The sequence below is a fragment of the Phaeobacter italicus genome (genome assembly GCF_019801785.1).
In the GTDB taxonomy this organism is placed as follows: Bacteria; Pseudomonadota; Alphaproteobacteria; order Rhodobacterales; family Rhodobacteraceae; genus Phaeobacter; species Phaeobacter italicus.
Genome location: NZ_JAHVIJ010000005.1, coordinates 15,550 through 39,504, shown reverse-complemented (window position 1 = coordinate 39,504; position 23,955 = coordinate 15,550). Strand labels below are relative to the sequence as shown.

General features: G+C 60.1%; 19 protein-coding genes. 9 read left to right on the top strand and 10 right to left on the bottom strand.

The window, feature by feature from the left end; genetic code table 11:
- Positions 1-16: 16 nt before the first annotated feature.
- Genes hutU through hutI form a run of 4 tightly spaced genes read right to left on the bottom strand, consistent with a single transcriptional unit; the run spans position 17 to position 5,209 of the window.
- Positions 17-1,696 (bottom strand): urocanate hydratase, encoded by a 1,680-nt coding sequence (gene hutU / locus KUV39_RS12845; protein ID WP_222459958.1) that lies wholly within the window; start codon positions 1,694-1,696, stop codon positions 17-19.
- Entirely contained in the window at positions 1,693-2,478 is a 786-nt protein-coding gene (gene hutG, locus KUV39_RS12840; protein ID WP_222459957.1) for an N-formylglutamate deformylase, read from the bottom strand. The genes hutU and hutG overlap by 4 nt, the downstream gene beginning before the upstream one ends.
- Positions 2,475-3,998, bottom strand: a complete 1,524-nt coding sequence (gene hutH, locus KUV39_RS12835) for a histidine ammonia-lyase (RefSeq protein WP_222459956.1) — start codon at positions 3,996-3,998, stop codon at positions 2,475-2,477. Before hutH ends, hutG begins: the two co-directional genes overlap by 4 nt.
- Positions 3,995-5,209: an imidazolonepropionase gene (hutI, locus tag KUV39_RS12830; protein WP_222459955.1), complete on the bottom strand. Its 1,215-nt coding sequence runs from the start codon at positions 5,207-5,209 to the stop codon at positions 3,995-3,997. The genes hutH and hutI overlap by 4 nt, the downstream gene beginning before the upstream one ends.
- A gap of 75 nt (positions 5,210-5,284) precedes the next feature.
- Between hutI and KUV39_RS12825 the strand changes: the two genes are divergently transcribed.
- Both KUV39_RS12825 and KUV39_RS12820 read left to right on the top strand, forming a co-directional pair.
- Complete coding sequence (locus KUV39_RS12825) at positions 5,285-6,652, top strand: formimidoylglutamate deiminase (protein WP_222459954.1); 1,368 nt, start codon at positions 5,285-5,287, stop codon at positions 6,650-6,652.
- A 44-nt stretch (positions 6,653-6,696) separates the two neighbouring features.
- Positions 6,697-7,398 (top strand): UTRA domain-containing protein, encoded by a 702-nt coding sequence (locus KUV39_RS12820; RefSeq protein ID WP_222459953.1) that lies wholly within the window; start codon positions 6,697-6,699, stop codon positions 7,396-7,398.
- A gap of 21 nt (positions 7,399-7,419) precedes the next feature.
- On the opposite strand, the gene KUV39_RS12815 is transcribed toward KUV39_RS12820, so the two are convergent.
- Entirely contained in the window at positions 7,420-8,994 is a 1,575-nt protein-coding gene (locus KUV39_RS12815) for a choice-of-anchor L domain-containing protein (RefSeq protein WP_222459952.1), read from the bottom strand.
- Between the two features lie 205 nt (positions 8,995-9,199).
- On the opposite strand from KUV39_RS12815, the gene KUV39_RS12810 reads away from it, so the two are divergent.
- The gene (locus KUV39_RS12810) at positions 9,200-9,556 is read left to right on the top strand and encodes a hypothetical protein (RefSeq protein ID WP_046211542.1); all 357 of its coding nucleotides are present in this window, start codon (positions 9,200-9,202) and stop codon (positions 9,554-9,556) included.
- 29 nt (positions 9,557-9,585) lie between these two features.
- On the opposite strand, the gene KUV39_RS12805 is transcribed toward KUV39_RS12810, so the two are convergent.
- The 3 genes from KUV39_RS12805 to KUV39_RS12795 all read right to left on the bottom strand — a co-directional run bounded on the left by KUV39_RS12805 (position 9,586) and on the right by KUV39_RS12795 (position 13,424).
- Complete coding sequence (locus KUV39_RS12805; protein WP_008559462.1) at positions 9,586-10,641, bottom strand: transporter substrate-binding domain-containing protein; 1,056 nt, start codon at positions 10,639-10,641, stop codon at positions 9,586-9,588.
- Positions 10,642-10,717: 76 nt separating this feature from the next.
- The gene (locus tag KUV39_RS12800) at positions 10,718-11,839 is read right to left on the bottom strand and encodes a Hint domain-containing protein (protein ID WP_222459951.1); all 1,122 of its coding nucleotides are present in this window, start codon (positions 11,837-11,839) and stop codon (positions 10,718-10,720) included.
- Positions 11,840-11,846: 7 nt separating this feature from the next.
- Positions 11,847-13,424 carry a Hint domain-containing protein gene (locus KUV39_RS12795; protein WP_046211517.1) on the bottom strand — a complete coding sequence of 526 codons (1,578 nt, stop codon included), beginning with the start codon at positions 13,422-13,424 and terminating at the stop codon, positions 11,847-11,849.
- A 339-nt stretch (positions 13,425-13,763) separates the two neighbouring features.
- On the opposite strand from KUV39_RS12795, the gene dapE reads away from it, so the two are divergent.
- From dapE to KUV39_RS12780, 3 genes are all read left to right on the top strand, one after another.
- Positions 13,764-14,933 (top strand): succinyl-diaminopimelate desuccinylase, encoded by a 1,170-nt coding sequence (dapE, locus tag KUV39_RS12790; RefSeq protein WP_222459950.1) that lies wholly within the window; start codon positions 13,764-13,766, stop codon positions 14,931-14,933.
- 105 nt (positions 14,934-15,038) lie between these two features.
- Complete coding sequence (gene rnr, locus KUV39_RS12785) at positions 15,039-17,306, top strand: ribonuclease R (protein WP_008558840.1); 2,268 nt, start codon at positions 15,039-15,041, stop codon at positions 17,304-17,306.
- A 177-nt stretch (positions 17,307-17,483) separates the two neighbouring features.
- Positions 17,484-18,815, top strand: coding sequence for a lytic murein transglycosylase (locus KUV39_RS12780; protein WP_244998363.1), 1,332 nt, complete (start codon positions 17,484-17,486; stop codon positions 18,813-18,815).
- 6 nt (positions 18,816-18,821) lie between these two features.
- Here KUV39_RS12780 and ubiB read toward each other — a convergent pair whose 3' ends face one another.
- Both ubiB and ubiE read right to left on the bottom strand, forming a co-directional pair.
- Entirely contained in the window at positions 18,822-20,357 is a 1,536-nt protein-coding gene (gene ubiB, locus KUV39_RS12775; protein ID WP_050674342.1) for a 2-polyprenylphenol 6-hydroxylase, read from the bottom strand.
- 3 nt (positions 20,358-20,360) lie between these two features.
- Complete coding sequence (gene ubiE / locus KUV39_RS12770) at positions 20,361-21,113, bottom strand: bifunctional demethylmenaquinone methyltransferase/2-methoxy-6-polyprenyl-1,4-benzoquinol methylase UbiE (RefSeq protein WP_046211522.1); 753 nt, start codon at positions 21,111-21,113, stop codon at positions 20,361-20,363.
- 106 nt (positions 21,114-21,219) lie between these two features.
- Between ubiE and mutM the strand changes: the two genes are divergently transcribed.
- From mutM to rpsT, 3 genes are all read left to right on the top strand, one after another.
- On the top strand, positions 21,220-22,071 hold the full coding sequence (mutM, locus tag KUV39_RS12765; protein ID WP_008559549.1) for a bifunctional DNA-formamidopyrimidine glycosylase/DNA-(apurinic or apyrimidinic site) lyase: 852 nt from the start codon (positions 21,220-21,222) through the stop codon (positions 22,069-22,071).
- A gap of 64 nt (positions 22,072-22,135) precedes the next feature.
- Positions 22,136-22,912 (top strand): enoyl-CoA hydratase, encoded by a 777-nt coding sequence (locus KUV39_RS12760; protein ID WP_008561096.1) that lies wholly within the window; start codon positions 22,136-22,138, stop codon positions 22,910-22,912.
- A gap of 293 nt (positions 22,913-23,205) precedes the next feature.
- A complete protein-coding gene (gene rpsT / locus KUV39_RS12755) occupies positions 23,206-23,469 on the top strand; it encodes a 30S ribosomal protein S20 (protein WP_008560069.1) in 264 nt (87 codons plus the stop codon).
- Positions 23,470-23,955: the final 486 nt, after the last annotated feature.

Sequence of the window (23,955 nt, the reverse complement as noted above, 5' to 3'; positions counted from 1 at the left end):
CCCCTATGCCCCTTGCCTAGAGAATACCGGGCAGGTTCAGCCCGTGCTCGCGCGCGCAATCCTTGGCGATGTCGTACCCCGCATCCGCGTGGCGCATGACGCCGGTGGCCGGGTCGTTCCACAGCACGCGGCCGATGCGGCGGTCGGCGTCCTCGGTACCGTCGCAGCAGATCACCACGCCGGAATGCTGCGAGAAGCCCATGCCAACGCCGCCGCCGTGGTGCAGCGACACCCAGGTCGCGCCGGAGGCGGTGTTCAGCAGCGCGTTCAGCAGCGGCCAGTCGGAGACAGCGTCAGAGCCGTCCATCATCGCCTCAGTCTCGCGGTTGGGGGACGCCACTGAGCCCGAGTCCAGATGGTCACGGCCAATCACCACTGGTGCGGACAATTCGCCATTACGGACCATCTCGTTGAACGCGAGGCCCGCCTTGTGGCGGTCACCCAGGCCGATCCAGCAGATACGTGCGGGCAGGCCCTGAAACGCAATGCGCTCCTGCGCCATGTCCAGCCAGCGGTGCAGATGCTCATTCTCGGGCAACAGCTCCTTCATCTTGGCGTCTGTTTTGCGGATGTCCTCTGGATCGCCCGAGAGCGCACACCAGCGGAACGGGCCGATGCCCTTGCAGAACAGTGGGCGGATATAGGCGGGCACAAAGCCAGGGAAGTCGAATGCGTTCTCCAGCCCTTCCTCCAGCGCCATCTGGCGGATGTTGTTGCCGTAATCGACGGTGGGAACACCCATCGCGTGGAAGTCGCACATCGCCTTGACCTGCACCTTCATGGAGGCGCGGGCGGCCTTTTCCACCGCTTTAGGATCTGTTTCGCGCATTTCCTTCCACTGCGCCATGCTCCAGCCCTGCGGCAGGTAGCCGTTGACCGGGTCGTGGGCAGAGGTTTGGTCGGTCACGATATCAGGCTTCACGCTGCCCGCCTTGGCGCGTTCAACCAGCTCCGCAAAGATATCCGCTGCATTGCCCAGAAGGCCCACGGACTTCGCCTCACCCGCGGCGGTCCAGCGCGCGATCATCTCCAGCGCCTCGTCCAGAGTTTCGGCCTTCTCGTCCAGGTATTTGGTGCGCAGGCGGAAGTCGATCGAATCCGGGTTGCACTCCACCGCCAGGCAGCAGGCACCGGCAAATACGGCTGCCAGCGGCTGGGCGCCACCCATGCCGCCGAGGCCGCCGGTCAGGATCCACTTACCCTTGAGGTCACCGCCGTAATGCTGGCGGCCGGCCTCGGCAAAGGTCTCATAGGTGCCCTGCACGATGCCCTGCGTGCCGATATAAATCCAGGAGCCGGCCGTCATCTGGCCGTACATCATCAGGCCCTTCTTATCGAGCTCGTTGAAGTGGTCCCAATTGGCCCAATGCGGCACCAGGTTGGAGTTGGCGATCAGCACCCGCGGCGCGTCCTTGTGGGTCTGAAACACGCCGACCGGCTTGCCGGACTGCACCATCAGGGTCTGGTCGTCGTCCAGGTTCTTCAGGGTCTCGACGATCAGGTCGAAATCCTTCCAGGTACGCGCGGCGCGGCCGATACCACCATACACCACCAGCTCATGCGGGTTTTCGGCGACGTCTGGATGCAGGTTGTTCATCATCATCCGCATCGGCGCCTCGGTGACCCAATGCTTGGCGGTGATTTCCGGGCCAGTGGGCGGGAAGATGTCGCGGGTGTTCTTGCGGGGATCGCTCATGCCGAGGGCCTCCAGTTTTTGAGATCAGTCAAGATTTTGGTGAGATGGGCGCGCAGCTGTTCCGCGCGCTCCGGCAGATAGGTCCAGGGGGGGCTTTCCTGGCAGTAAGTGGCCTGCGCCAGCTCCATCTGGATGGCATGCAGGCCGTCTGCGGGCCAGCCATAGTGGCGGGTGGTCCAGCCGCCCTTGAAACGGCCGTTGAGGACTGAGCTATAGCCCTCCGCCGCCTCGCAATGGGCCACGGTCAGGGCCGCAATGGACGGATCGCAGGTTTCGCCCATGTTGGTGCCGACGTTGAAGTCCGGCAGGCGGCCGTCGAACAGGAAGGGGATATCGCCGCGGATCGAGTGGCAGTCATAGAGGATGGCAAAGCCGTGGATCGCCTTCACCCGCTTCAGCTCCGCCGCCAGCGCGGCGTGGTAAGGCGCGTGATAGGCGTCGCGGCGGCGGGTGATTTCGGCCACGTCCGGTTCCTTGCCCTCCTGCCAGATCGGGAGGCCGTCGAAATCGGTCATGGGCACCAAAGTGGTGGTGTTTTGCCCGGGATAGAGACTGATTCCGGCGGGATCGCGGTTCACATCGATAACGTAGCGGTGGATGGGGGTGCGGACCGTTGTGACGTCCTCCACCAGCCCCGCGTAAAGGTCGTGGATATGCCAGTCGGTGTCCGCCAGCGCCCTGCCCGTCTCGTTCAGGCACTCCCAGATTTCCGGGGGCACGTCGGTGCCGGTGTGGGGCAGCCCCAGCACCAGCGGCGAGGTTCCTTGGCTGACTTCGATCATGCGGCCACCTCCACGCCCGCGGCGGCAGCCACGCGGCCCGCGCGGACCATCGCACTGGCGGTTTCAATGTCGGGCGCCAGATAGCGGTCCTCGGCCAGCGAGGGGATTTCCTCGCGCAGCATCGCCAGCACGTCCTGCAAGCGGGCTGAGGTCTTGAGCGGCGCACGCGCCTCCACCCCTTGCGCGGCACAGAGCATCTCGACGCCCAGGATCACCGACAGGTTCGCATTCATCTTGGTGAGCCGCAGCGCGCCGTGTGCGGCCATCGAAACGTGGTCCTCCTGGTTGGCGGACGTGGGCGTCGAGTCGGTTACGCAGGGGTTGGCCAGATGCTTGTTCTCGCTCATCAGCGCGGCGGTGGTCACCTCTGCAATCATGAAGCCGGAGTTGAGACCCGGATCAGGCGTCAGGAACGGCGGCAGGTCGTGGCTGAGCGTGGGATCCACCATCAATGCGATGCGGCGCTGGCCGATGGCGCCAATTTCAGCGATGGCTAGCGCGATCTGATCGGCGGCAAAGCCCACGTATTCAGCGTGAAAATTACCGCCAGAAACGATCTGATTGCGCTCAACCAGCACCAGCGGGTTGTCGGTGACGGCGTTGGCCTCGATCTCCAGCGTTTTGGCGGCCATCCGCAGCACGTCGAGCGCCGCACCCACCACCTGCGGCTGGCAGCGGATGCAATAGGGATCCTGCACCCGGGTGTCGCCCTCGCGGTGGCTCTCGCGGATTTCCGAGCCATCCATGATAGCGCGCATCTCGCGGGCCACGTCGATCTGGCCGGCATGGCCGCGCAGAGAGTGGATATCCGCCACCAGCGGCGCAGTAGATCCCATGATGGCGTCGGTGGTGAGCGAGGCAATCGCCATCGACGCCTCGGCCATGCGCCAGGCGTCAAACAGCCCGGCCAGGGCGCAGGCGGTCGAGAACTGGGTGCCGTTGATCAGCCCCAGCCCTTCCTTGGGGCCCAGGACAATAGGCTCTAGCCCGGCCTTTTTCAGGGCTTCCCCGCTCGACATTCGGGTGCCTTCAAAGGTGGCTTCTCCCGCTCCGATCATCGCCGCTGCCATATGCGCCAGCGGCGCGAGGTCGCCAGAGGCCCCAACCGAGCCCTGCGACGGGATCACCGGAATGACGCCACGCTCCAGCATCTGCTCGATCTGCTCGATCACCAGCCAGCGGACCCCTGATGCGCCGCGACCCATCGACAGCAGTTTCAGCGTCATCATCAGTCGGGTCTTGTCCTCCGGCAGCGCTTCACCCACGCCGCAGCAATGGCTGAGGATCAGGTTGCGCTGCAGGGTGGCGGTGTCTTCCGGTGCGATTTTGGTCGACGCGAGTTTGCCGAACCCGGTGTTGATGCCGTAAACGGCTGCCTCACCAGCGGCGGCCTCGGCCACCATCCGGGCTGCGGCCTCTACCGGTTCGCGGGCAGATGCGTCCAGTTTGGCCGGGGTCAGGTTGCGGTAGATATCTTCCAGCGTAGCAAGCGTTACTGTGCCGGGGATCATCTTGATCATTGGTTGCCCTCATAGATACGGGTGTAAAGCGGGTTAAAGCCGATGCGGTAGGCCAGTTCGCCGGGCGTTTCGACATCCCAGACCGCCAGATCGGCGCGCATGCCGGCGGCGATCTGGCCACGGTCTGCCAGCCCCAGTGCGCGGGCGGCGTTGTTTGTGACGCCTGCCAGAGCCTCCTCCGGCGTCATGCGGAACAGGGTGCAGCCCATGTTCATCGTCAGCAGCAGCGAAGTCATTGGAGAGGAGCCGGGGTTGCAGTCGGTCGCCAACGCCATCGGCACGCCGTGCGCGCGGAAATGTCCAATCGGCGGCATCTGGGTTTCGCGGATTGTGTAGAATGCACCGGGCAGGATCACGGCAACGGAGCCTGCCGCAGCCATCGCCTTGGCGTCGTCCTCTGTCGCATATTCCACGTGATCGACTGACAATGCACCGTACTGCGCCGCCAATGCGGTGCCGCCCTGGTGGCTCAACTGTTCGGCGTGCAGTTTCACCGGCAGGCCCAATTCCTGCGCCACCTTGAAGACACGTTCGATCTGGGCAGGCGCAAAGGCGATGTTTTCGCAAAAACCGTCGACCGCATCCACCAGCCCCTCCGCATGGGCGGCGCGCAGGGCGGGGATGCAGACCTGATCGATATAATCATCATCGCGGCCCTTGTATTCGGCTGGTGTGGCATGGGCACCGAGGAAGGTGGTTTTCACCGTCACCGGGCGCAGTTTGCCCAGACGGCGGGCAGCGCGCAGCATGTTGAGTTCGGTGTCCAGATCCAGCCCGTAACCCGATTTGACCTCTACCACTGTGGTGCCCTCGGCGATCAGTGCATCCAGCCGCGGCAGCGCGCCCTGCACCAGATCCTCCAGCGATGCGGTGCGGGTGGCCGAAACGGTTGAGACGATGCCGCCCCCTGCGCGGGCCACTTCCTCATAAGACGCCCCATTCAGGCGCATCTCGAACTCCATCGCGCGGTTGCCGCCAAAGACGATATGTGTGTGGCAGTCGATCAGGCCCGGGGTGATCAGGCGGTTTTGCATCGGCTGTCTTTGCCAATCGGCATAGTGATCCGGCACCTCGTTGGCCTGTCCCACCCATGCAATCCTACCGTCTCGCACGGCAATCGCAGCATCGCGCAACAGCCCGTAGGCCGTGTTACCTGGAACCATGGTGGCGAGTGTGGCGTCGGTTATCAGATAGGGGGAGCTGTTGCTCATGAGGGCCTCGCAAAAGAGCTTGTCCGCCAGAATGTATGCGCCTAATATTATTATGTCTATACATAAGAGGATATCATGCAGGCTATTTTCGCACGCCGGGCGCGACTGGAGCAGGGGTGGGTGAGCGATCTGAGGCTCACGGTTGCGGAGGGTCGCATTGCGTCGCTGCAGTCAGGCGCGGCTGCCAAGGACGGTGACACCTGCGTGGATACGCTTGTGCCTGCCCTGGCCAATCTGCATTCCCATAGTTTTCAACGCGCAATGGCGGGCATGACAGAGGCGCGGATATCCGGGCGTGACAGCTTTTGGTCCTGGCGCACGCTGATGTATCGCTTTGTCGATCACCTGACGCCGGATCAGATCGAGGCAATTGCCGGGGTGGTCTTTCTGGAAATGCTCGAGGCGGGCTATGCGTCTGTGGGGGAATTTCACTACGTGCATCACCAACCTGGCGGGCAGGCCTATGACGCGCCAGAAGAATTGAGCACCCGTATCTTTGCCGCTGCCGCACAGACGGGCATTGGTCTGACGCATCTGCCGGTTCTGTATTCCTATGGTGGGGCCGGAGAGCAGCCGCTTGCTGGTGGGCAGATGCGGTTTGGGAATGACGTTGATCGCTTTGGCACCTTGGTCGAGGCGGCGCGCGCGGCTGCAAGGACGGCTCTGCCTTTTGATGCACGGGTTGGTATTGCACCGCATTCGCTTCGTGCGAGCTCGCCTGCCGATCTGGCAGATGTTTTGCAGCTGCAGGCAGATTTGCCCGTCCACATTCATATCGCCGAGCAGCCAAAGGAAGTGGAAGAAGTCGAGGCCTGGCTGGGCGCGCGCCCGGTTGAGTGGCTGCTGAACAATGCACAGGTGGATGCAAAATGGTGCCTCATCCATGCAACGCATATGACCGATGCCGAGACATGTGCGATGGCCGAAACCGGTGCTGTGGCAGGGCTATGTCCGATCACTGAGGCAAACCTTGGTGATGGGCCGTTCAACGGGCCCGTTTATCTGGCGGCCGGTGGGCGCTTTGGTGTGGGGTCTGATTCCAATGTTCGGATCGCATTGGCGGAGGAACTGCGGACGTTGGAATATTCCCAGCGGCTGCGGGATCTTGCGCGCAACGTGTTTATCAATGGCGAAGGTTCGGTTGGGACCGCGCTTTATCTTGGTGCGGCACGCGGAGGGGCCCAGGCCCTTGGCCGTGACGCTGGCCGCATCGAGGTTGGTGCGCTCGCAGATCTCATGAGTTTCGACAGTTCAGACCCGGCACTTTGCGCCCTGCGGGATGATCAGTTGCTCGACGGGCTATGCTTTGCCGCCGGAGGGCAGGTGGTGCGCGATGTCTGGTCTGCTGGCCGACATGTTGTTGCAGACGGACGCCATGCCCAACGCACGCAGATCATCAGTCGTTACCGTTCGGCTGTTGCCGCACTCCTGAGTGCACTTTAACAGGGAAAGACCCATGGCGCGGTAGCACAGGAGCGATTGAGCAGGTGACAGAGCGAGCCAAGATCGGTTTTCAGGATGTGCGGGACGTGGTGCTGGAGCGGATTCAGAACCGCGTCTGGTCTCAGGGGGATCTGTTGCCAACAGAACAGGAGTTGGCAGAGGAGTTCGGCTGTGCGCGCGCAACCGTCAACCGTGCCCTGCGGGAGCTGGCGGATCGCGGCATTATCGATCGCAAGCGTAAAAGCGGGACCCGGGTAGCAGTGTCACCCGTGAAACAAGCCAAGCTGGAAATTGTTCTGACCCGGCAACTTGTCGAGGATCGCAATGCAAATTACCGCTATGCGCTGGTCGAACGAAAAGAAGAGACCGCGCCAGGGTGGCTGGCCTCGCAGTTGGATTTGCCGATGGGCGCCACGGTTCTTCATCTGCGGGCGATGCATTATGCCGATAATCAGCCGTTTCAGTACGAGGACCGCTGGATCAATATCGCGGCGGTGCCAAAGGTGGTGGATGCTGATTTCACCACCGTCGGCCCGAACGAGTGGCTGCTGGGAGAGGTGCCGTTTTCAAACGCAGAGCTGACCTTTGCCGCCGTACCTGCGGATGATGAACTGTCTGATTACCTGGCCTGTGCAAAGGCAACGCCCCTGTTCCAGATGGAACGCACAACCTGGTTCCGGTCTCAACCCGTGACATTTGTCAGGATGAGCTTTCACCCCGGTTACCAGATGCGCAGCCAATACTGACTGGGCGTTTGCCTTTCTGCCTTACTGGGTAATCGCGCCTAGCAGGTCACGTTCGTGCGCTTTGACTGTCACGCGAGCGCTTGGCCCGTAGGGGTCTTGCATGTCCGCGATCAGTTCCAGCACTTCGGCTCTTGTTTCGGGATCAAAGCTCTCGAGTGTCTGGTCGCCAGGGTGATAGCTTTCGCTTTCCAGTCCGTCACCGCGAATGATCTCGTGCCGATCAAACAGCAGGTGTACATAGATCGTGTCCTGACCGTCAGCGCGCGGACGGATCGTGGTGTCGTTGATCAGATCCTTGGCTTTTACCAGAACTTCATTCTGGCCAAACAGCATTTCGGCAGAGGCGGATCGCACCAGAACCCGGTGATTGGGGGACAGAGCCGTTTCGCCGTGATCGCCAAGCGCATTTTTGGCAAAGACAACGGGCGCATCTGCCCCTTTTGCCTTGCGTATTGTGCGACCGATCCAGCGCAGGGGCTGTGGACCGTGATCGCGGGTCTGAACCATGCAGCCAGGTCTAAGATCCTCTACCGGACGGGGCCCGTCGATGGTGTCAATCATGGTCCCTGCAACGAAACAGGGCGTGGTTGTCAATTTGACAAAACCGGTGTCAGTGTTTCCTTCGGTGTCAGCGACGGTGTAGGAAAATGCGGTTGATTCATTGACGTCGACATCATCCTGGCCTGCGACGGTGAAGGTGCCGTCCTCGTTCAGGGTGATCATTTCCCCACCCGCAAGAGTGACGGTGCTGCCCGCGACCACCGGTTGCCCGTTGATATGGGTGATGGTCAGCGCGGCATTGTTGACCTGCGTGTCGTTGGCCAGAACGTCGAGGTCGGTGGTTGTCCCTTCTCGAACCGCGATGGTGTCGTCGAATGCGATCAGCTCTGTCTGAACCGAGTCACCCGCAATCAGAAGGTTTGAATCGTAGGCCGAGTCACCTGCATCGGCGATGCCGATCTTGATGGTGTTGACCTCCCCCACATTCACCGGCGCCTTGAGCGTCAGGGTGATGGTGAAGCCATCCATCTCGGTGTTGAAGGTGTCAGCCGTCGCGGCGTTGTCGATATAGAGGTTTTCGTTGCTGGTTGTGTTGATGTTGTCGATTGAAATATCGCCCGACCCAAGGCTGAGCTCTGCCTGAACCCCGTTTACCCACACACCGATGGAGTCATTGAAACCTGAGTTGACGTATTCCAGGTACTCTTCCGAAGAAAAGACAAACTGCATGGTCAGTGTATCAGCGTTTGGGATGAACTCAGCCTCGAACACCGCCGCGTCGTAGGTGGTCTGTCCTGAAATTGCGGACAGATCTGCATCCCCCGCGGTCTGGTTGTTGGTGGAGGTTCCGGCGTTTGTGTTCACGTCACCGCTGCTGTTGGTGATGGAGGTCGCATTCCCGGTCGAAAGGATGACCCCTGTATCGGATGGTGTAACGCCGGGGGCGACAGTGTCACCATTGGTGTAAATCCCGGATGCGACCTGAGCACCGGTATAGGTGGCACTGACAATAGTGACACCGTTGCCGAACATGGTTTCGGCCATGTCGGTGGCAGTCGCTGTGGTATTGATAGGAAGTTCAGAGGCTGTGGGCATTGGAAACCTGTTAAGCGAACCAGAAACAACAATTGCGTGTATTTAACAGTGTCGGATTTAGGAAAGGTTTAATCTGGTGCGTCGGTTTGGCGTGCCCCAGCGTCATCCTCTTTGACCGGCAGATGTCAGTATTGCTCAGCAGGCAAACCTGCTGTGTGCTTGGTTCATATTGACCAAACCCATGTGGCAGAGATATGGCGGCAGCATGGAAAAGAAGAAAATCTCCCGCCAGCAGGTCTACACCCTCCTTGTCCAGATTGGTCGCAAGGATGGCGATGGTCTGCCAAAAGGCGCAACAGGTGCTGCGCTGATGATCTATGCCTCAGGCGTGGACGAGGCCGAAGCCGTACGTGAAACGGTTGCGATCCTGAAGCAGGCGGACACCGCCCCTCTGGACGTGACCGGATATGGCACACTGGAAGAGCGCGAGGCCGAGGGACACGAGATTTCGGATGAAGAGCGAGAGCTGATGCAGCGCGCCCTGGATGAGAACGCGGTTATCGTTGCCCAGATGACGCCGTTCTTTGACGACGGAGAGAGTGCCGCAGATCTGCTGCACTGAACCTATCCGGTGGTTGGGTCCCGTTCGGCCTATGGGGCCTTGCCAAACCACTTGCGGTAAATGTCGTCGTATTCGCCATTTTCGCGCATGGCCAAAAGGGCGCGATTGATCTCTTCCAGGTGGTCAGAGCCATCAGGCAGCAATAGACCGTAGTCTTCCCGCAGGAACACCTGTCCCACCGGATGGCCCACTTTGCGCCCGTCGCTTTCCATGTAGTGATCCAGCACCGGCGCATCAAAGACCACTACCCGGGTCAGGCCCTGATCGAAATCACGCAGCAGAGTCGCCAGATCACTGTAGCCCCGGTAGGAAATATCACGGCGCTCCAGGAAACGTGCGGCGGTTGACTCTGAAATGGTGGCGACGTCCTTGTCATACAGATCGTTGACAGAGTTGATCGAGCCGCTGATCGCCTCGACCGTCATGACCGCCGTGATCTTTGCGACAAAAAGCGAAACCACGAACAGGGACGAAACGACCAGAACAACGCCAAACACCCGCCCAATCGGTGTACGGGGAACCCGTTCTTCAAAGCCGCCGTTGACCACAAGATTCAGCGCCCACCAGAAGGATGGGAACCATGCTTCCTTGAGCGGGCGATCAAAATAGGGCTGGGCCCGGCGCTCCAGCCCCCACATCATCATGCCCCCGCCCATCAACAGAACCACAGCAACGGCAATGGCAATCATCAAGTCGGCAGAAAACAGAACCCGCATCAGGGATGGGGCACGTACATCGTCAGCTGCCACCATGATCCGCAGCCCGCTTTCAAAAATCGGATGACTGAAATCCATCTCTGTTTCACGTGCAGCAGTGATGGAGATATTGGCCGCTGCCATGTCGACCTGGCCCGTGCGCACCAGATCCAGCATTTCGCCAAAGGTTTCAGTGCGGACCAGCTCATAGCGCCAGCCGAGCCTGTCGGTCAGGCTGCGCACCAGATCAATCGAAAACCCGGTGTCGCGATCCATCTCTTGCATGGAAAACGGCGGACGGGTGACCGTGCTGACGGTCAAGGTCTCCGCCGCAACAAAAGTGCCCCACAGCACAAAGATCAGTGAAAAGGGTGCAAAAAGACGGCGCAACGTGCTGACAGACCCTGTTGGTGTGAACGTTCCAGATTCCTTAGAAGGTCAGTCTGCACCGATCAAGCACCCATGGTCATGCGATGCGACGTTCTGCCAGAACTGCGGCATCAAAGCTGCGCAAAATGGGTGTCGGATCGGTGGCATGTTCCGGGAGATCACTGCGTGGGATATGCGCCACCGCGCTGGCGCTCAGACCGACAGTATCGCGCCGCAGACGGCCCAGAAACAGGCTCTCCACCGGGGTTCCTGCCGCAAGAAAGCGTTCGTTGCGCGGCAATACGAGCTGGGTAAAAACCGCCTGTTCGGTCAGATCGGCCGAAACCGGGGTTGCGATGGTGGTCCCTTTCAGTGCGATCGCGGGGACACGCACCTGCGGGCGGCCGAACAAATAATCGACATCGCTGCCCGTCACCACCAGCTGCTGATATGGCGCGACGGTGATGTCTTCGTCGAGCCCGAGAAAAGGGGCCCGAAGCCGAACGGGGGTGTCATGGCCGACTGGCGGGCGCTGCCGCATGAGTTTATGCAGAACCGGGATGTAGTCGCCTGTTTCAGACAGGATGAGATCGCCACGCTTGAGTTGGGAAATCTGGGTGGGCCCGCTAGGTGTCGCAACCAGTGTCTCTGGCGCAAGGCCCGCGAAAGGCGCCAGCGGCAAGATGCGGTTGCTGAGGCTGACCGACAAGAGACCCTGCTGCCTGGCGTCGGGTGGAATGTCGCGCAAAAGTCGGCGCAAATCACTCAGCCGCAGCGGCGGCGGTGCGTTCACGTCTGCGACCGAAATGGTGTGGCCTGTATGACCAAGCAGTGCAAGACGCCCCCAGCGGGCAGGACCGTGCCAGGCGTAAACCAAACGTGCAGGCCCGGTTGGCGGCGTGGGTAAGCCCACTTCTGACGGAGCGTTCGGCTGGCTGGCCGACCGTGGCGCGACCTCTCGCGAGATGGAGATACCCGGTTGTTGGATTTTTAGCCGAAAACCGCCGCTGGCTGTGCGGGACAGGCAGATATCAAGCGGCCAGTCACCGCCTCGGCACAGGCGCAGCAAGGGGGCCGGGCTATGGCTTTCGTCATTGAGGATATCAATGCAAAGGCTGCCACTGACCAAAAGATCATCGCCCTGAGCCGCATCAAGGCCACCTGTGTCATGGTAGACGACAAGCGTATCACAGGTGCTGCGTGTGGCCAGCCAGCTCATGATGCCCTCAACGCCCAGCCAAGGTTGCACAGAGCAGCTGTGCCTCAAAACTGCGCAGGCTTGGTCGGGCCGATGGACCGTAGCCCGTGCCGGTGGTCGGATCCAGTTGCGGAAACAGGGTTTGCAGTTCTTCCAGCACATCTTGATCAAAGTGCTTGCTGGTCTGCGGGCCCGGCAGGAAGCTCTCGGTCACCAACCCTTCGCTGGTGACAAGTTGATGGTCGTCAAACATCAGGTGGAAATAGGTGACTGAGCCACCGGGGCGGCGCGTGATCGAGTGGTCGTTCGTCAGATCCTTTGCCGCGACCAGCACCTCGTGATCGCCAAACAGGATCTCGGCCATCGCGTCGCTCAGAAGGACGCGGTGCTGGGGCGAGACCCAGAGCTCTTCGTGATCGCCGAGCGCATTTTTGGCAATGCAGATCGGTGCCAGCCGACCCTGTGCAGCAACACTGCGGGATCCGATCCAGCGAATGGGCTGTAGGCCTGCATCGCGGGTCAACACCAGATCGCCAACGCGCAACTCCTCGACCGGGATCTGCCCCCGGTCCGTTAGAATGCGGCTACCGGCGACAAAACAGGGGATTGTGCTTGCCTCGACGTAGCCAACGTCGCTGTTGGTGCCGTTGCTTGCCGTGTAGCTGAAAGTAAAGTCCTCGGCGTCGCCATCGCCTATCAAGGTGAGGGTGCCATCAGCATTCAACTGCACTTGCTGGCCCGTCCCAAGGGTGACGGTGTCCCCGGCCACAACGGCGACGCCGTTGATATGGGTGACGGTCAATGTGCTGTTGGACGAATTGGTGTCATTGGCCAGAACGTCGATCACCTTGGTTTCGTTCGGCGCAACATGGGCGATATCGGTGTTGGCGATGACACTTGTTTGTGCGGAATCGGCGGCGATCAGCAGGTTACTGTCGTAGCTGCCGTCCGACACATCTGCGATGCCGATCCGAATCGTATTTTCGACACCCGGATCGACCTGCATGGTCAGTGTCATGGTGACGGTCAGACCGTCCATCTCTGTGTTGTAATCGCTGTTTGAGTTGTCGAGATAGAGGTTGGAGTTGTTGCCGGAGTTCACGTTTCCGGGGTCTGTGTCCCCGTTGCCGAACTCCAGATCGACCATCTGGCCGTTGACCCAGACACCCACGAAATCCTGAAAGACTGAGTCCTGATATTCCGGGTATTCCTCAGACGCGAAGACAAACTGCAGCGTCATGGTGTCGGAATCAGGGACAAACGTCACATCCAGATAGGATGCGTCATAGGTCTGCACGCCACCTGCTGCAGCGTTGAATGTCGGGTCGCCGTTTGGACCATTGCTGGCAGTTGTTGTGTTGCTGGATTGGTTTGCCTGACCACTGGAGTTGGTAAAGGCGCTGGCCTGCCCCGTGGACAGGATAATGCCGGTATCCGCAGGTGTGGCCCCCGGTGCGATGGCATCCCCGTTTGAGTAGATGGCAGAGGCGCGGGTGTCGCCGGTGTAGGTGGCATTGACGACCTGTACGCCATCTCCAAAGATGGTTTCAGCCATCTGCACCGCAGTGGCGTTTATGTCATATGTCAGCTCGGATGCCGCAACCATGCGTCTGCCCCATCTCAGTCACGAGAGGCGTCTGCGATCAGATGAACAGGGATAGAACGGCCCAGCTGCCGAAACAGCGGTGGTGCCGGTTGGAACTGCCTGTCTCCGCGCCCCGCTTTTTGCGGTGGTCTTGCGGACTCTGATGCTCTGCCTCGAGTTATTGTTAAGACCTAGTTAACATTTTCCGTAGCTTTCTGTCCGTCTTTGGGTCGGTTTGCGGCAAATTAATGCCTGCAGCCGCGGTATTTGCGCCACAAACTCCGTAACAGCTTGCGGAGCCGCGGGTTTGCACCGCGCTTCAAACCGCGTTAGCCAAGGGCCAGACAACCGGAGAGCCCAATGACCAATTCCACCGACTTTCAGCCGCTCGACCCGCAACAGCTCACTGCTGATTTGATCCGCTGTGCCTCAGTCACCCCGGAGGAAGGCGGCGCATTGGTTCTGTTGGAGAAACTTCTGTCAGAGGCCGGATTCGAATGCAGCCGCGCGGATCGCGGCGAGGTCAGCAATCTCATTGCACGGTGGGGCGACAAGGCGCATCCCAAAACCATGGGCTTCAATGGCCATACGGATGTGGTGCCAATCGGTGATGCCGCAGCCTGGACCGTGGATCCTTTCGGGGCCGAGGAAAAGGATGGCTTCATGTATGGGCGGGGTGCAACCGACATGAAATCGGGCGTTGCGGCCTTTGTCGCCGCCGCGGTGGATTATGTCCGCACGACCCCTCCCGAGGGCGCCGTTCTCATCACAATCACCGGGGATGAAGAGGGGGACGCCATCGACGGCACCACCGCGATTCTCGACCAGATGGAGGAAGAGGGCGAACGGATGTCTGTCTGCCTGGTGGGAGAGCCGACCTGCCCGAATGAGATGGGTGAAATGATCAAGATCGGCCGCCGCGGGTCGTTGTCTGCCTGGTTTACGGTAACCGGTGTTCAGGGGCACTCTGCCTATCCGCATCGCGCCAATAACCCGCTCAACGCGATGGCCCGTCTCATGGACCGGTTGGCGAGTCACGAACTGGATCAGGGGACAGAGCATTTTGATGCGTCGACCCTGGCCGTCGTCACCATCGATACCGGCAATCCCGCGACAAATGTGATTCCCGCGCAGGCGCGCTCGACCGTGAATATCCGATTCAACGATGCTCACACTGGTGCGGATCTGAGCGCGTGGCTGCGAGCAGAGGCGGATAAGGTGGCCGAGGCCTTCGGCGTGACGATCGACATGACGGTCAAGATCTCTGGCGAGAGTTTTATCACCCCGCCCGGCGCGCTGTCCGATCTTGTCGCCGCAGCAGTGAAGGCCGAGACCGGCCGGATGCCCGAACTGTCGACAACCGGTGGAACATCCGATGCGCGGTTCATCAAGTCGCACTGTCCCGTGGTCGAAATCGGTCTGGTCGGAAAAACCATGCATCAGGTGGACGAGCGGGTGGACATAGATCAGATCCATCAGCTCAAGGCGATCTATTCCCGCATCCTGAATGACTATTTCGCCGCCGACTAAGGGGCAGGTTCAGCCCCTGATCATTTTCTGAACAGCGCGCGGTCCGGAGTGGGGTCGCGCGCTTTTCACGATGACCTTCCGCGCTGGGCGTGGTAGCTCAGATCTATGACCCGTATTCCTTCCAAGGCCGAAATCCTCGAATGGATTTCAGCCCATCCGACTCACAATTCCAAACGCGACATTGCCAAAGCTTTCGGCATCAAAGGCTCAGACCGGATCGACCTCAAGCGGATCCTGAAAGAGCTGGAGGCCGAAGGGCATCTGGAGAAGCGCAAGAAGACATATCGCGATCCTGATCGCTTGCCGCCCGTTTCCGTGCTGATGGTGAAAGGGCCGGATGACAATGGCGATCTGTTTGCCCGGCCGCTCGAATGGCACGGAGAGGGCGTGGAACCTGTTGTTCTGGTCCTGCCGCGTGCATCGGACCCGGCCCTGGGCGAAGGGGATCGGATCCTGGCACGTCTGACGCTGGTGCAGGATGCGGACTATCACTACGAAGCCAGGCTGATCCGGCGGGTGGGAACAAACCCGCGGCGGGTGATCGGGATTTTCCGCCGCCATGACGAAGGCGGGCGAATTGTTCCCATCGACAAGGCGGCTTCTACCGAATGGACGGTCGCAGAGAACGCGACCCACGGGGCCCGCGACGGTGAATTGGTTGAAGCCGAACAAGCTGGACCCAAGACCCGCCTTGGCCTGCCGCGGGCACGTGTGGTCGAGCGGTTGGGCGATCCATCTGCGCCAAAGGCCGTTTCGCTGATCGCCATTCATCAGCACGGTATTCCCGACCATTTCCCGGACACGGTGATAGCTGAAGCTGATGCCGCCAAGCCGATGGGGTTGAAAGGGCGTGAGGATCTGCGGGACATGCCGTTGATCACCATTGATCCGGCAGATGCGCGCGACCATGACGATGCCTGCTACGCCCATGCCGATGATGACCCAAAGAACCCCGGTGGTCATGTAATCTGGGTCGCGATTGCCGATGTGGCGGCCTATGTGCGCCCCGGCACCGCGCTCGATCGGGAAGCCCGAAAGCGGGGTAACTCCAGCTATTTCCCCGACCGTGTTGTCCCCATGCTACCCGATCGGCTGTCAGGTGATCTGTGCAGTCTGCACGAGGGCGTGCCACGGGCCTGTGTTGCCGTGCGCATGCAGATCGACGCGGACGGCAACAAAATTGGCCATCGGTTCGTGCGGGGCCTGATGCGGTCTGCTGCTTCTCTGCACTACGGCGAAGTCCAGGACGCAATGGATGGAATGCCAACGGAACGGACAGAGCCTTTCTTAGAGCCTGTTATCAAGCCGCTCTATGCTGCCTATGCCGCGCTGGTCAAAGCGCGTGCCGACAGGCAGCCGCTGGATCTTGATCTGCCGGAACGCAAAATCGTTCTGGATGAAAAAGGCAATGTCGTTTCAGTGAACTTCCGGGACCGGCTGGATGCGCATAAGCTCATCGAAGAGTTCATGATCCTGGCCAATGTGGCTGCAGCGGAAACGCTGATCAAAAAGCGCACCCCGCTGTTGTTTCGTGTTCACGAGGAGCCCGCACCAGAAAAACTGGATGCCCTGCGAGAGACAGCCCGCGCCGCCGGTCTGTCGCTGGCCAAGGGGCAGGTTCTTCAGACCCGGCATCTCAATGCTCTGCTGAATGGAGCAGCCGGAACTGATGATGCAGAGCTCATCAACATTTCGACCCTCCGCTCCATGCAGCAGGCGTATTACAACGTCGAGAATTTCGGTCACTTTGGCCTGGCCCTGCGCAACTACGCACATTTCACCTCGCCGATCCGCCGCTATGCGGATCTGATCGTACACCGAGCTCTGATTTCGTCCCATGGCTGGGGGGAAGACGGGCTTGATCCGCAAGAGATCGAGCGTCTGGAACAGACCGCGACCCATATTTCGGACACCGAACGACGTTCGATGATGGCAGAGCGGGATACGACAGATCGTTACCTTGCCGCCTATCTGGCAGAGCGCGTCGGCAATGAGTTCGAAGGCCGTATCAGTGGCATCGCGCGGTTTGGCTGTTTTGTGAAGCTGGACGAAACCGGGGCAGATGGTCTGGTTCCTGTGCGTTCCATTGGCCGTGAGTTCTTTCACTTTGACGCAGAGGCGGGCACGCTGATGGGGGCGGATACGGGCCTGACGCTTGCCGTCGGTCAGCGCGTCACCGTGCGTCTTGCCCAGGCGACGCCAGTCACAGGTGGTCTGGAGCTTGAACTCCTGGCGATCGGGGACGACCCGATGCCGGTTGGCGGTGGTGCTCGCCGCAGCCCGGCGGGCCGGTCGATGAAACGAAAATCCACAAAGGCAAAAGCCAAACGCAGCAAGATCAAGCGCAAGGTGGAGCGCAAGCGCCGGAAATAGGCTGGGCCAGACTGGCGGCGTCGGCAATGTGCCGCCAGCCTTCTGCATGGTGCTTTGTGTCGGATCTGTTCGGAAGTAGACTTCTGCAGAGCAGATAAAAACATGAGGTTTAAGATGCCTTTGCGCCTTGGCCCGCCCCGATTGCTGTCGCTGGTCCTTTGTTTGGGAGGTTTGGGAATGGTTTCATTCCCGAGCCATGCCAGCCAATCCGGTGCGGGGGCGATTCCCTTGCAGGTGGCTGTTGCACCACAGGTTTCCCTTCGCCCGGCTGCCCGGCCGGGTCATGCCTTGGCGCGCAATACGCCAGATCTTGTTCCGACCTCTCTGCGGCCGCAGTCCCGCCCGTCGGAACGCACACAGCCTGATGGCGAAGCCGTTGACGCCGAAACCGCGCGCGCCTTTGAGGCGTGGTTGACGGCGTTCCGGGGCAGGGCGCAGGAAGCGGGCATTTCTCGTGCAACACTCGATAGTGCGCTGGCCGGTATTCGCTTTGACCCCGACATCGTGAAACGCGATGGCAATCAGTCAGAGTTCGTCACTCCGATCTGGACCTATCTTGAGCGGGCGGTTTCTGACAGCCGCATTGAAAATGGACGCGCCGCGCTGCGCGATCATGCTGACACGCTGGCACGGATTGAGGCCACATATGGTGTCGACAAGGAGGTTGTTGCCGCCGTTTGGGGCATGGAAAGCAACTATGGGAATTTCCGTGGTAGCAGGGATATTGTCCGCTCGCTTGCCACGCTGGCCTTTGACGGACGTCGCGCTGCGTTTTTTGAAAGTCAGCTGATTGCAGCGCTGCGAATCCTGCAGTCCGGTGATGTCAGTGCGCGCGCCATGACTGGCAGTTGGGCGGGTGCGATGGGTCACACGCAGTTCATGCCGACATCCTATCTGGAATACGCTGTTGATTTCACCGGAGATGGCAAGCGCGATATCTGGTCGGATGACCCTACCGATGCCTTGGCGTCTACCGCGGCCTACTTGAAACGCTTTGGATGGGTGAAGGGGCAGCCATGGGGAATCGAGGTGCAGCTTCCGGCCGTGTTTGACTACGCTCAGGCGGACCGCAAGATCACCAAACCGGCGCGGGATTGGCAGCGCCTTGGTGTACGCACAGTTGAAGGCGGCGCCTTGCCGGATCATGGCGAGGCCGCAGTTCTATTGCCTGCAGGGGCGCAGGGCGCGGCGTTTCTCGTCTACCGCAACTTTTCAGTGATCGAGCGCTACAATGCAGCTGATGCCTATGTCATCGGTGTTGGCCATCTGAGCGACCGGCTGAAGGGGCGCGCGCCAATACAGGCAGACTGGCCGCGAGATAGCCGTCCGCTGACGCGGCAGGAGCGACGGGAACTGCAGGAACGGCTGTCGCGCTCAGGCTATGACACGGGCGGTGTTGATGGTCGGATCGGGCCACGTACGCGAGCGGCACTCCGAGCCTATCAAATGGCCGCCGGGCTGACACCCGACGGCTATCCGTCTCTGTCGGTTCTGAACCGTCTGCGCTGACAGAGGTCAGCCAATCGCCACGGCCGCAAAAGCCACGACAAGTCCGACAGCCAATCCGCACAAGCCAGGCACCACCCAGCTGCGTGCGGATTTGCGGTTGGCTGCTTCGTCTGACAGGTGGCTCTGTGCGATCAGGGCTTGTTCCACCAGCGCCGGCAAGCGGGGGCCGAAACGGGCCATGACCTTTGCTGTTTCCAGCAGGTCGCTGACCACAGCACGGGGACCGATGGATTTCTTGATGTAATCCTCGACCACCGGGCGGGCGGTTTCCCAGATGTTGATGTGCGGATCCAGCGACCTGGCAACCCCTTCGACAACCACCATGGTGCGCTGCAGCAAAATCAGCTCGGTCCGGGTTTCCATGCCAAAGCGTTCTGTCACCTCAAACAGGTAGTTCAGCAGACGTCCCATCGAAATATGAGAGGCGTCCATGCCAAAGATAGGTTCGCCTACGGCTCGCAGGGCGCGGGCGAACTCATCGACATCACGGTCCGCAGGCACGTAACCTGCTTCAAAATGGACCTCGGCAACGCGTTTGTAGTCCCGTTTGATAAAGCCAAAGAGAATCTCGGCATAGACCCGGCGGGTGTATTCGTCGATGTGGCCCATGATTCCGAAGTCATAGGCAATGATGTCGCCATTGGCCGCGACCTTCATGTTGCCTTGGTGCATATCGGCGTGGAAATAGCCGTCCCGCAGCGCATGGCGCAGAAACAGCGACAGCACCCGACGGGCCAGATCGGCCCGATCATGCCCTGCCGCGTCCAGGGCTGCATTATCGCCGATCGGCAGCCCGTCTGCCCAGCCCAGTGTCATGACCCGCCGTGCGGAGTAGTTCCACAGGATCTCCGGCAGTTGAAAACCTTCGTCGCCTTTGGTGTTCGCCGCAAACTCGGAGGCAGCAGCGCTTTCCAGGCGCAGGTCCAGTTCGCCCTGAACAACACCGTCAAAATGCTCGATCACATCCATCGGTTTCAGACGGCGGGCGCCAGGGGCAAACAGATCGGCAATCCGCGCCGCAAAGTAGAAGGCGTCAACGTCCTTGTTAAAGGCCCGCTCAATCCCCGGTCGCAGGACTTTCACCGCTACCTCACGGCCACTGTCGACCAGACGCGCCCGGTGTACCTGCGCAATCGATGCCGCCGCGATGGGTTCGCTGAACTCGGAATAGATCTGCGATACCGGCTGGCCAAGTTCGCGCTCGACCTGCGCGATTGCTTCATCGCGGGAAAACGGTGGCAGCTGGTCCTGCAGGACACGCAGTTGTTGGGCCATGTCCTGACCCACCACATCCGGGCGGGTCGAGAGGACCTGACCGAACTTGATATAGGCAGGCCCCAAAGCCGTCAGCGCACGGGTCGCCGGGGGCATGGACGGATCCCCCTTGTAGCCCAGCCATTTGAACGGCCAGCCCAGGGTGCGGGCCAGGATTCGCAGAGGTTTGGGAGCCTCAAACGCATCGAGCACCACCTGCATGGCACCTGTGCGCTCGAATGTGGCGCCTGTCCGGATCAGGCGAACGATATTGTGGGGACCGCGCATCTATCAGATCTTCCAACCCGAATGCAGTGCAGCAATGCCCATCGACAGATTGCGATACTTGGCATTGGCAAAGCCGGCCTGCTTTACCATCGACAGGAATGTGTCCTGATCCGGGAAGTTGCGGATTGATTCGACCAGATACTGATAGCTGTCATAATCGTCCGCAATGACCTGACCCATGCGCGGAATCACGTTGAAGGAATAGAGGTCATAAGCCTTCTGCATCGCAGGGTTGGGCAGTTGGCTGAATTCCAGAACCATCAGGCGACCACCCGGTTTCAGCACACGATAGGCCTCGTTCAGGGCCTCTTGGGGGCGGGTCACATTCCGGATCCCGAAGGAGATGGTATAGACGTCAAAGGTGTTGTCTTTGAACGGCAGCGCCATGGCGTCGCCGGTTACCCAGTTCAGACTGTCCGCCATTTGTTCGGCTTCGGCGCGCTTGCGGCCTTCCTCGAGCATCGGTGCTGTCAGATCCAGAACAGTGGAATGCCCGTGACCTGCGCGCTTGAGAAAGCGGAACGAGATATCGCCGGTGCCGCCCGCCACATCCAGCAGCCGCTGGCCGGGCCGCGGTGCGAGCCAATCCATCATCGCGTCTTTCCAGATGCGGTGGATGCCCATGCTCATGACATCGTTCATCACGTCATATTTCGACGCGACGGAGTTGAACACGCCCTGCACGCGCCCCGCCTTTTCCGACTCGGGCACGGTTTCAAAACCGAAATGGGTGGTGTTTTCAGATCTCTGGGTCATGCGGCTTGCCGTTTGTTGTGTGTCGCCCCAGTTATAGGGCGCTGAGAGGGCGGTACAATGCGGCCCTTCGTGCCGGCATGTGCGCTCAAGTGTCAGGAGGGATGTAATGCCAGAATTGCCCGAGGTCGAGACGGTGCGCCGCGGATTGTCACCCGCGATGGAAGGGGCCGTCATAACAAAGGCAACAGTGAACCGCCCGGATCTGCGCTGGCCGTTCCCCGATCGCATGGCCGAACGGCTCAGCGGGCGGCGTGTCAATGCGCTGCGGCGGCGGTCGAAATACATCCTAGCGGATCTGGACAGCGGCGAGACGCTGCTCATTCATCTTGGCATGTCCGGACGCATGACCGTGTCGGGTGATCCGCTGGGTCAGTTTGTGCACGACCACCCTCAGGCACAGAAACATGACCATGTTGTCTTTGACATGGACAATGGGGCCCGCGTCACCTTCAACGATCCGCGCCGATTTGGAGCAATGGACCTGCTGGAAACAGCCACCGCAGAGCAGCACAAGCTGCTGGCGGTTCTGGGGCCAGAGCCCCTGGGCAACGGCTTTCATGATGACCACCTCATCGCGGCCTTCAAAGGACGCAACACGCCCGTGAAATCGGCATTGTTGGATCAGGGAATCATCGCAGGTCTCGGCAATATCTACGTGTGCGAGGCGTTGTTCCGTGCGGGAATTTCGCCGAAAAGAAAGGCAGGTCAAATCGCCGCGCCGCGTGTCGCGAGCCTGGTGCCGATCATCAAGGACGTGCTGAGCGACGCCATCAAGGCGGGGGGATCTTCGCTCAAGGATTTCCGCCAAGCCGATGGAGAACTTGGATATTTTCAGCATAGCTTTGATGTTTATGGTCGCGAGGGGGAACCGTGCCGACGCGAGGGATGCGATGGCACGATCGCACGTGTGACCCAATCTGGACGCTCGTCATTCTACTGCGCCAAATGCCAAAGATAGCTTGATCGCGATGTGTCCCGTGATAATGACTCTTCCCTGAACGGAACAATCGAAAGCGAAAATCATGGCCTATGAGACGATCAACGTCGAAGTGCAGGACCACGTTTGCCTCATTAAACTGAACCGGCCCGAAGCGTTGAACGCGCTCAACTCAGAGCTTTTGACTGAACTCTGCGCCGCCCTCGAAGAGGCGGACGCCAGCGACAAGGTGCGCTGCATCATTCTGACCGGTTCTGAAAAGGCCTTTGCCGCGGGTGCCGACATCAAGGAGATGTCGGAGATGAGCTTTGTGGATGTTTTCACCAACAACCTGTTTGCTGATACCAACGATCGCATCGCCGCAATCCGCAAGCCGATCATCGCGGCTGTGGCGGGTTATGCCCTTGGCGGCGGCTGTGAAGTTGCGATGATGTGTGATTTCATCATTGCGGCCGACACTGCAAAATTTGGTCAGCCTGAGATCAACCTGGGTGTCATCGCGGGTATGGGCGGTAGCCAGCGTCTGACGCGGTTCGTCGGTAAATCCAAATCTATGGATATGAACCTCACTGGTCGTTTCATGAACGCTGAAGAGGCCGAGCGCGCTGGTCTGGTTTCGCGCGTGGTTCCGGCCAAGAAGCTTTTGGATGAGGCCACAGCCGCCGCACAGAAGATCGCAGAGAAATCCCTGCTGACCGCAATGGCGGCGAAGGAAGCCGTGAACCGCAGCTATGAGCTGCCGTTGAGCGAAGGCATGTTGTTTGAGCGTCGGGTGTTCCACTCGATGTTTGCCACAGAAGACCAGAAGGAAGGCATGGCTGCGTTCCTCGAAAAACGTGAGGCGCAATTCCGCGACAAGTAAGCGGGTGCTTCTACAAGACTGGAAAGGGCAGGCCTGGCGCCTGCCTTTTTCTTTGCGGCCCATCCGGAAAGGAGCAGGGCGGTTCCCCGTTGGCGGGGGGTTTGGCAGATACACAGGTGGTACGCCTATCGGGTTTGCCACGATGGCTTGCAATCTTGCGCTTTTGCCGCTAGTACCCGCTGCCATACATGCGCGTGCAGCCCGCTCAGGCTAGAATCACACCGGTGACAGGATCCGGGTTCGGCTGGCATTGCGCCTATTGAAAACACGAAACCAAAGTTAGGTCCTACACCATGGCTAATTCGCCCCAGGCAAAAAAGCGCGCCCGTCAGAACGAAAAGCGCTTTGCCATCAACAAAGCCCGTCGTTCGCGCATCCGTACCTTCCTGCGTAAAGCTGAAGAAGCCATCGCATCCGGCGATAAAGAAGCAGCAGCCGCAGCTGTGCGCGCTGCTCAGCCTGAACTGATGCGTGGCGTTTCCAAGGGCGTTTACCACAAGAACACTGCTTCTCGTAAGATCTCCCGCCTGACCGCACGGGTCAAAGCACTGGGCTAAAACGAGTCTTTCGAAGGCGCCTGCTGATTCCATCGCACCCGCGTTCAGGGGCCCTTCGACAAGCCGTAAAAAACACAAAGGCGTCGCGTTCTGCGGCGCCTTTTGCATTTTGGTCACAGCCTGTGCGGGCTCAGCGGGCTAGGGAGATTCTTTATCCCCAATACCTGAGTCAACATCATAGTTTCGTTGATGGGACCCCCGCCGAATTGCTACCACTAATACAGCGATTCACTCGCTGGGGGGACAGGCTGCTCGCGGTATCCTTGATGGGACTCAAGGGTGCTCTTTGCTCTGGTGACGTTGGTTTTCATGATCAACCGACACCGAGCTCCTGCTGTTTTCTGAACGTAGTTCGGACGGCAGGCCTGTCTCAATTGTGTACGTATTTGGTTCGTCTTGTGACCGTTGCAGTTTTCCTTGCCGGTCACAGTAAACGCGATCCTGCTCGATGCCTGAAACTAGGCAGTGCTGACTTTCTGCGAGTCA

Bases quoted from the DNA above. Each gene is read 5' to 3' on its own strand.
- KUV39_RS12795 (WP_046211517.1), bottom strand. From the start codon at position 13,424: ATGGTTGCGGCATCCGAGCTGACATATGACATAAACGCCACTGCGGTG.
- mutM (WP_008559549.1), top strand. From the start codon at position 21,220: ATGCCAGAATTGCCCGAGGTCGAGACGGTGCGCCGCGGATTGTCACCC.
- rpsT (WP_008560069.1), top strand. From the start codon at position 23,206: ATGGCTAATTCGCCCCAGGCAAAAAAGCGCGCCCGTCAGAACGAAAAG.
- hutU (WP_222459958.1), bottom strand. From the start codon at position 1,696: ATGAGCGATCCCCGCAAGAACACCCGCGACATCTTCCCGCCCACTGGC.
- hutH (WP_222459956.1), bottom strand. From the start codon at position 3,998: ATGATCAAGATGATCCCCGGCACAGTAACGCTTGCTACGCTGGAAGAT.
- KUV39_RS12800 (WP_222459951.1), bottom strand. From the start codon at position 11,839: ATGAGCTGGCTGGCCACACGCAGCACCTGTGATACGCTTGTCGTCTAC.
- ubiE (WP_046211522.1), bottom strand. From the start codon at position 21,113: ATGACCCAGAGATCTGAAAACACCACCCATTTCGGTTTTGAAACCGTG.
- dapE (WP_222459950.1), top strand. From the start codon at position 13,764: ATGACCAATTCCACCGACTTTCAGCCGCTCGACCCGCAACAGCTCACT.
- KUV39_RS12780 (WP_244998363.1), top strand. From the start codon at position 17,484: ATGGTTTCATTCCCGAGCCATGCCAGCCAATCCGGTGCGGGGGCGATT.
- ubiB (WP_050674342.1), bottom strand. From the start codon at position 20,357: ATGCGCGGTCCCCACAATATCGTTCGCCTGATCCGGACAGGCGCCACA.
- KUV39_RS12810 (WP_046211542.1), top strand. From the start codon at position 9,200: ATGGAAAAGAAGAAAATCTCCCGCCAGCAGGTCTACACCCTCCTTGTC.
- hutI (WP_222459955.1), bottom strand. From the start codon at position 5,209: ATGAGCAACAGCTCCCCCTATCTGATAACCGACGCCACACTCGCCACC.
- KUV39_RS12815 (WP_222459952.1), bottom strand. From the start codon at position 8,994: ATGCCCACAGCCTCTGAACTTCCTATCAATACCACAGCGACTGCCACC.
- hutG (WP_222459957.1), bottom strand. From the start codon at position 2,478: ATGATCGAAGTCAGCCAAGGAACCTCGCCGCTGGTGCTGGGGCTGCCC.
- KUV39_RS12760 (WP_008561096.1), top strand. From the start codon at position 22,136: ATGGCCTATGAGACGATCAACGTCGAAGTGCAGGACCACGTTTGCCTC.
- rnr (WP_008558840.1), top strand. From the start codon at position 15,039: ATGACCCGTATTCCTTCCAAGGCCGAAATCCTCGAATGGATTTCAGCC.
- KUV39_RS12825 (WP_222459954.1), top strand. From the start codon at position 5,285: ATGCAGGCTATTTTCGCACGCCGGGCGCGACTGGAGCAGGGGTGGGTG.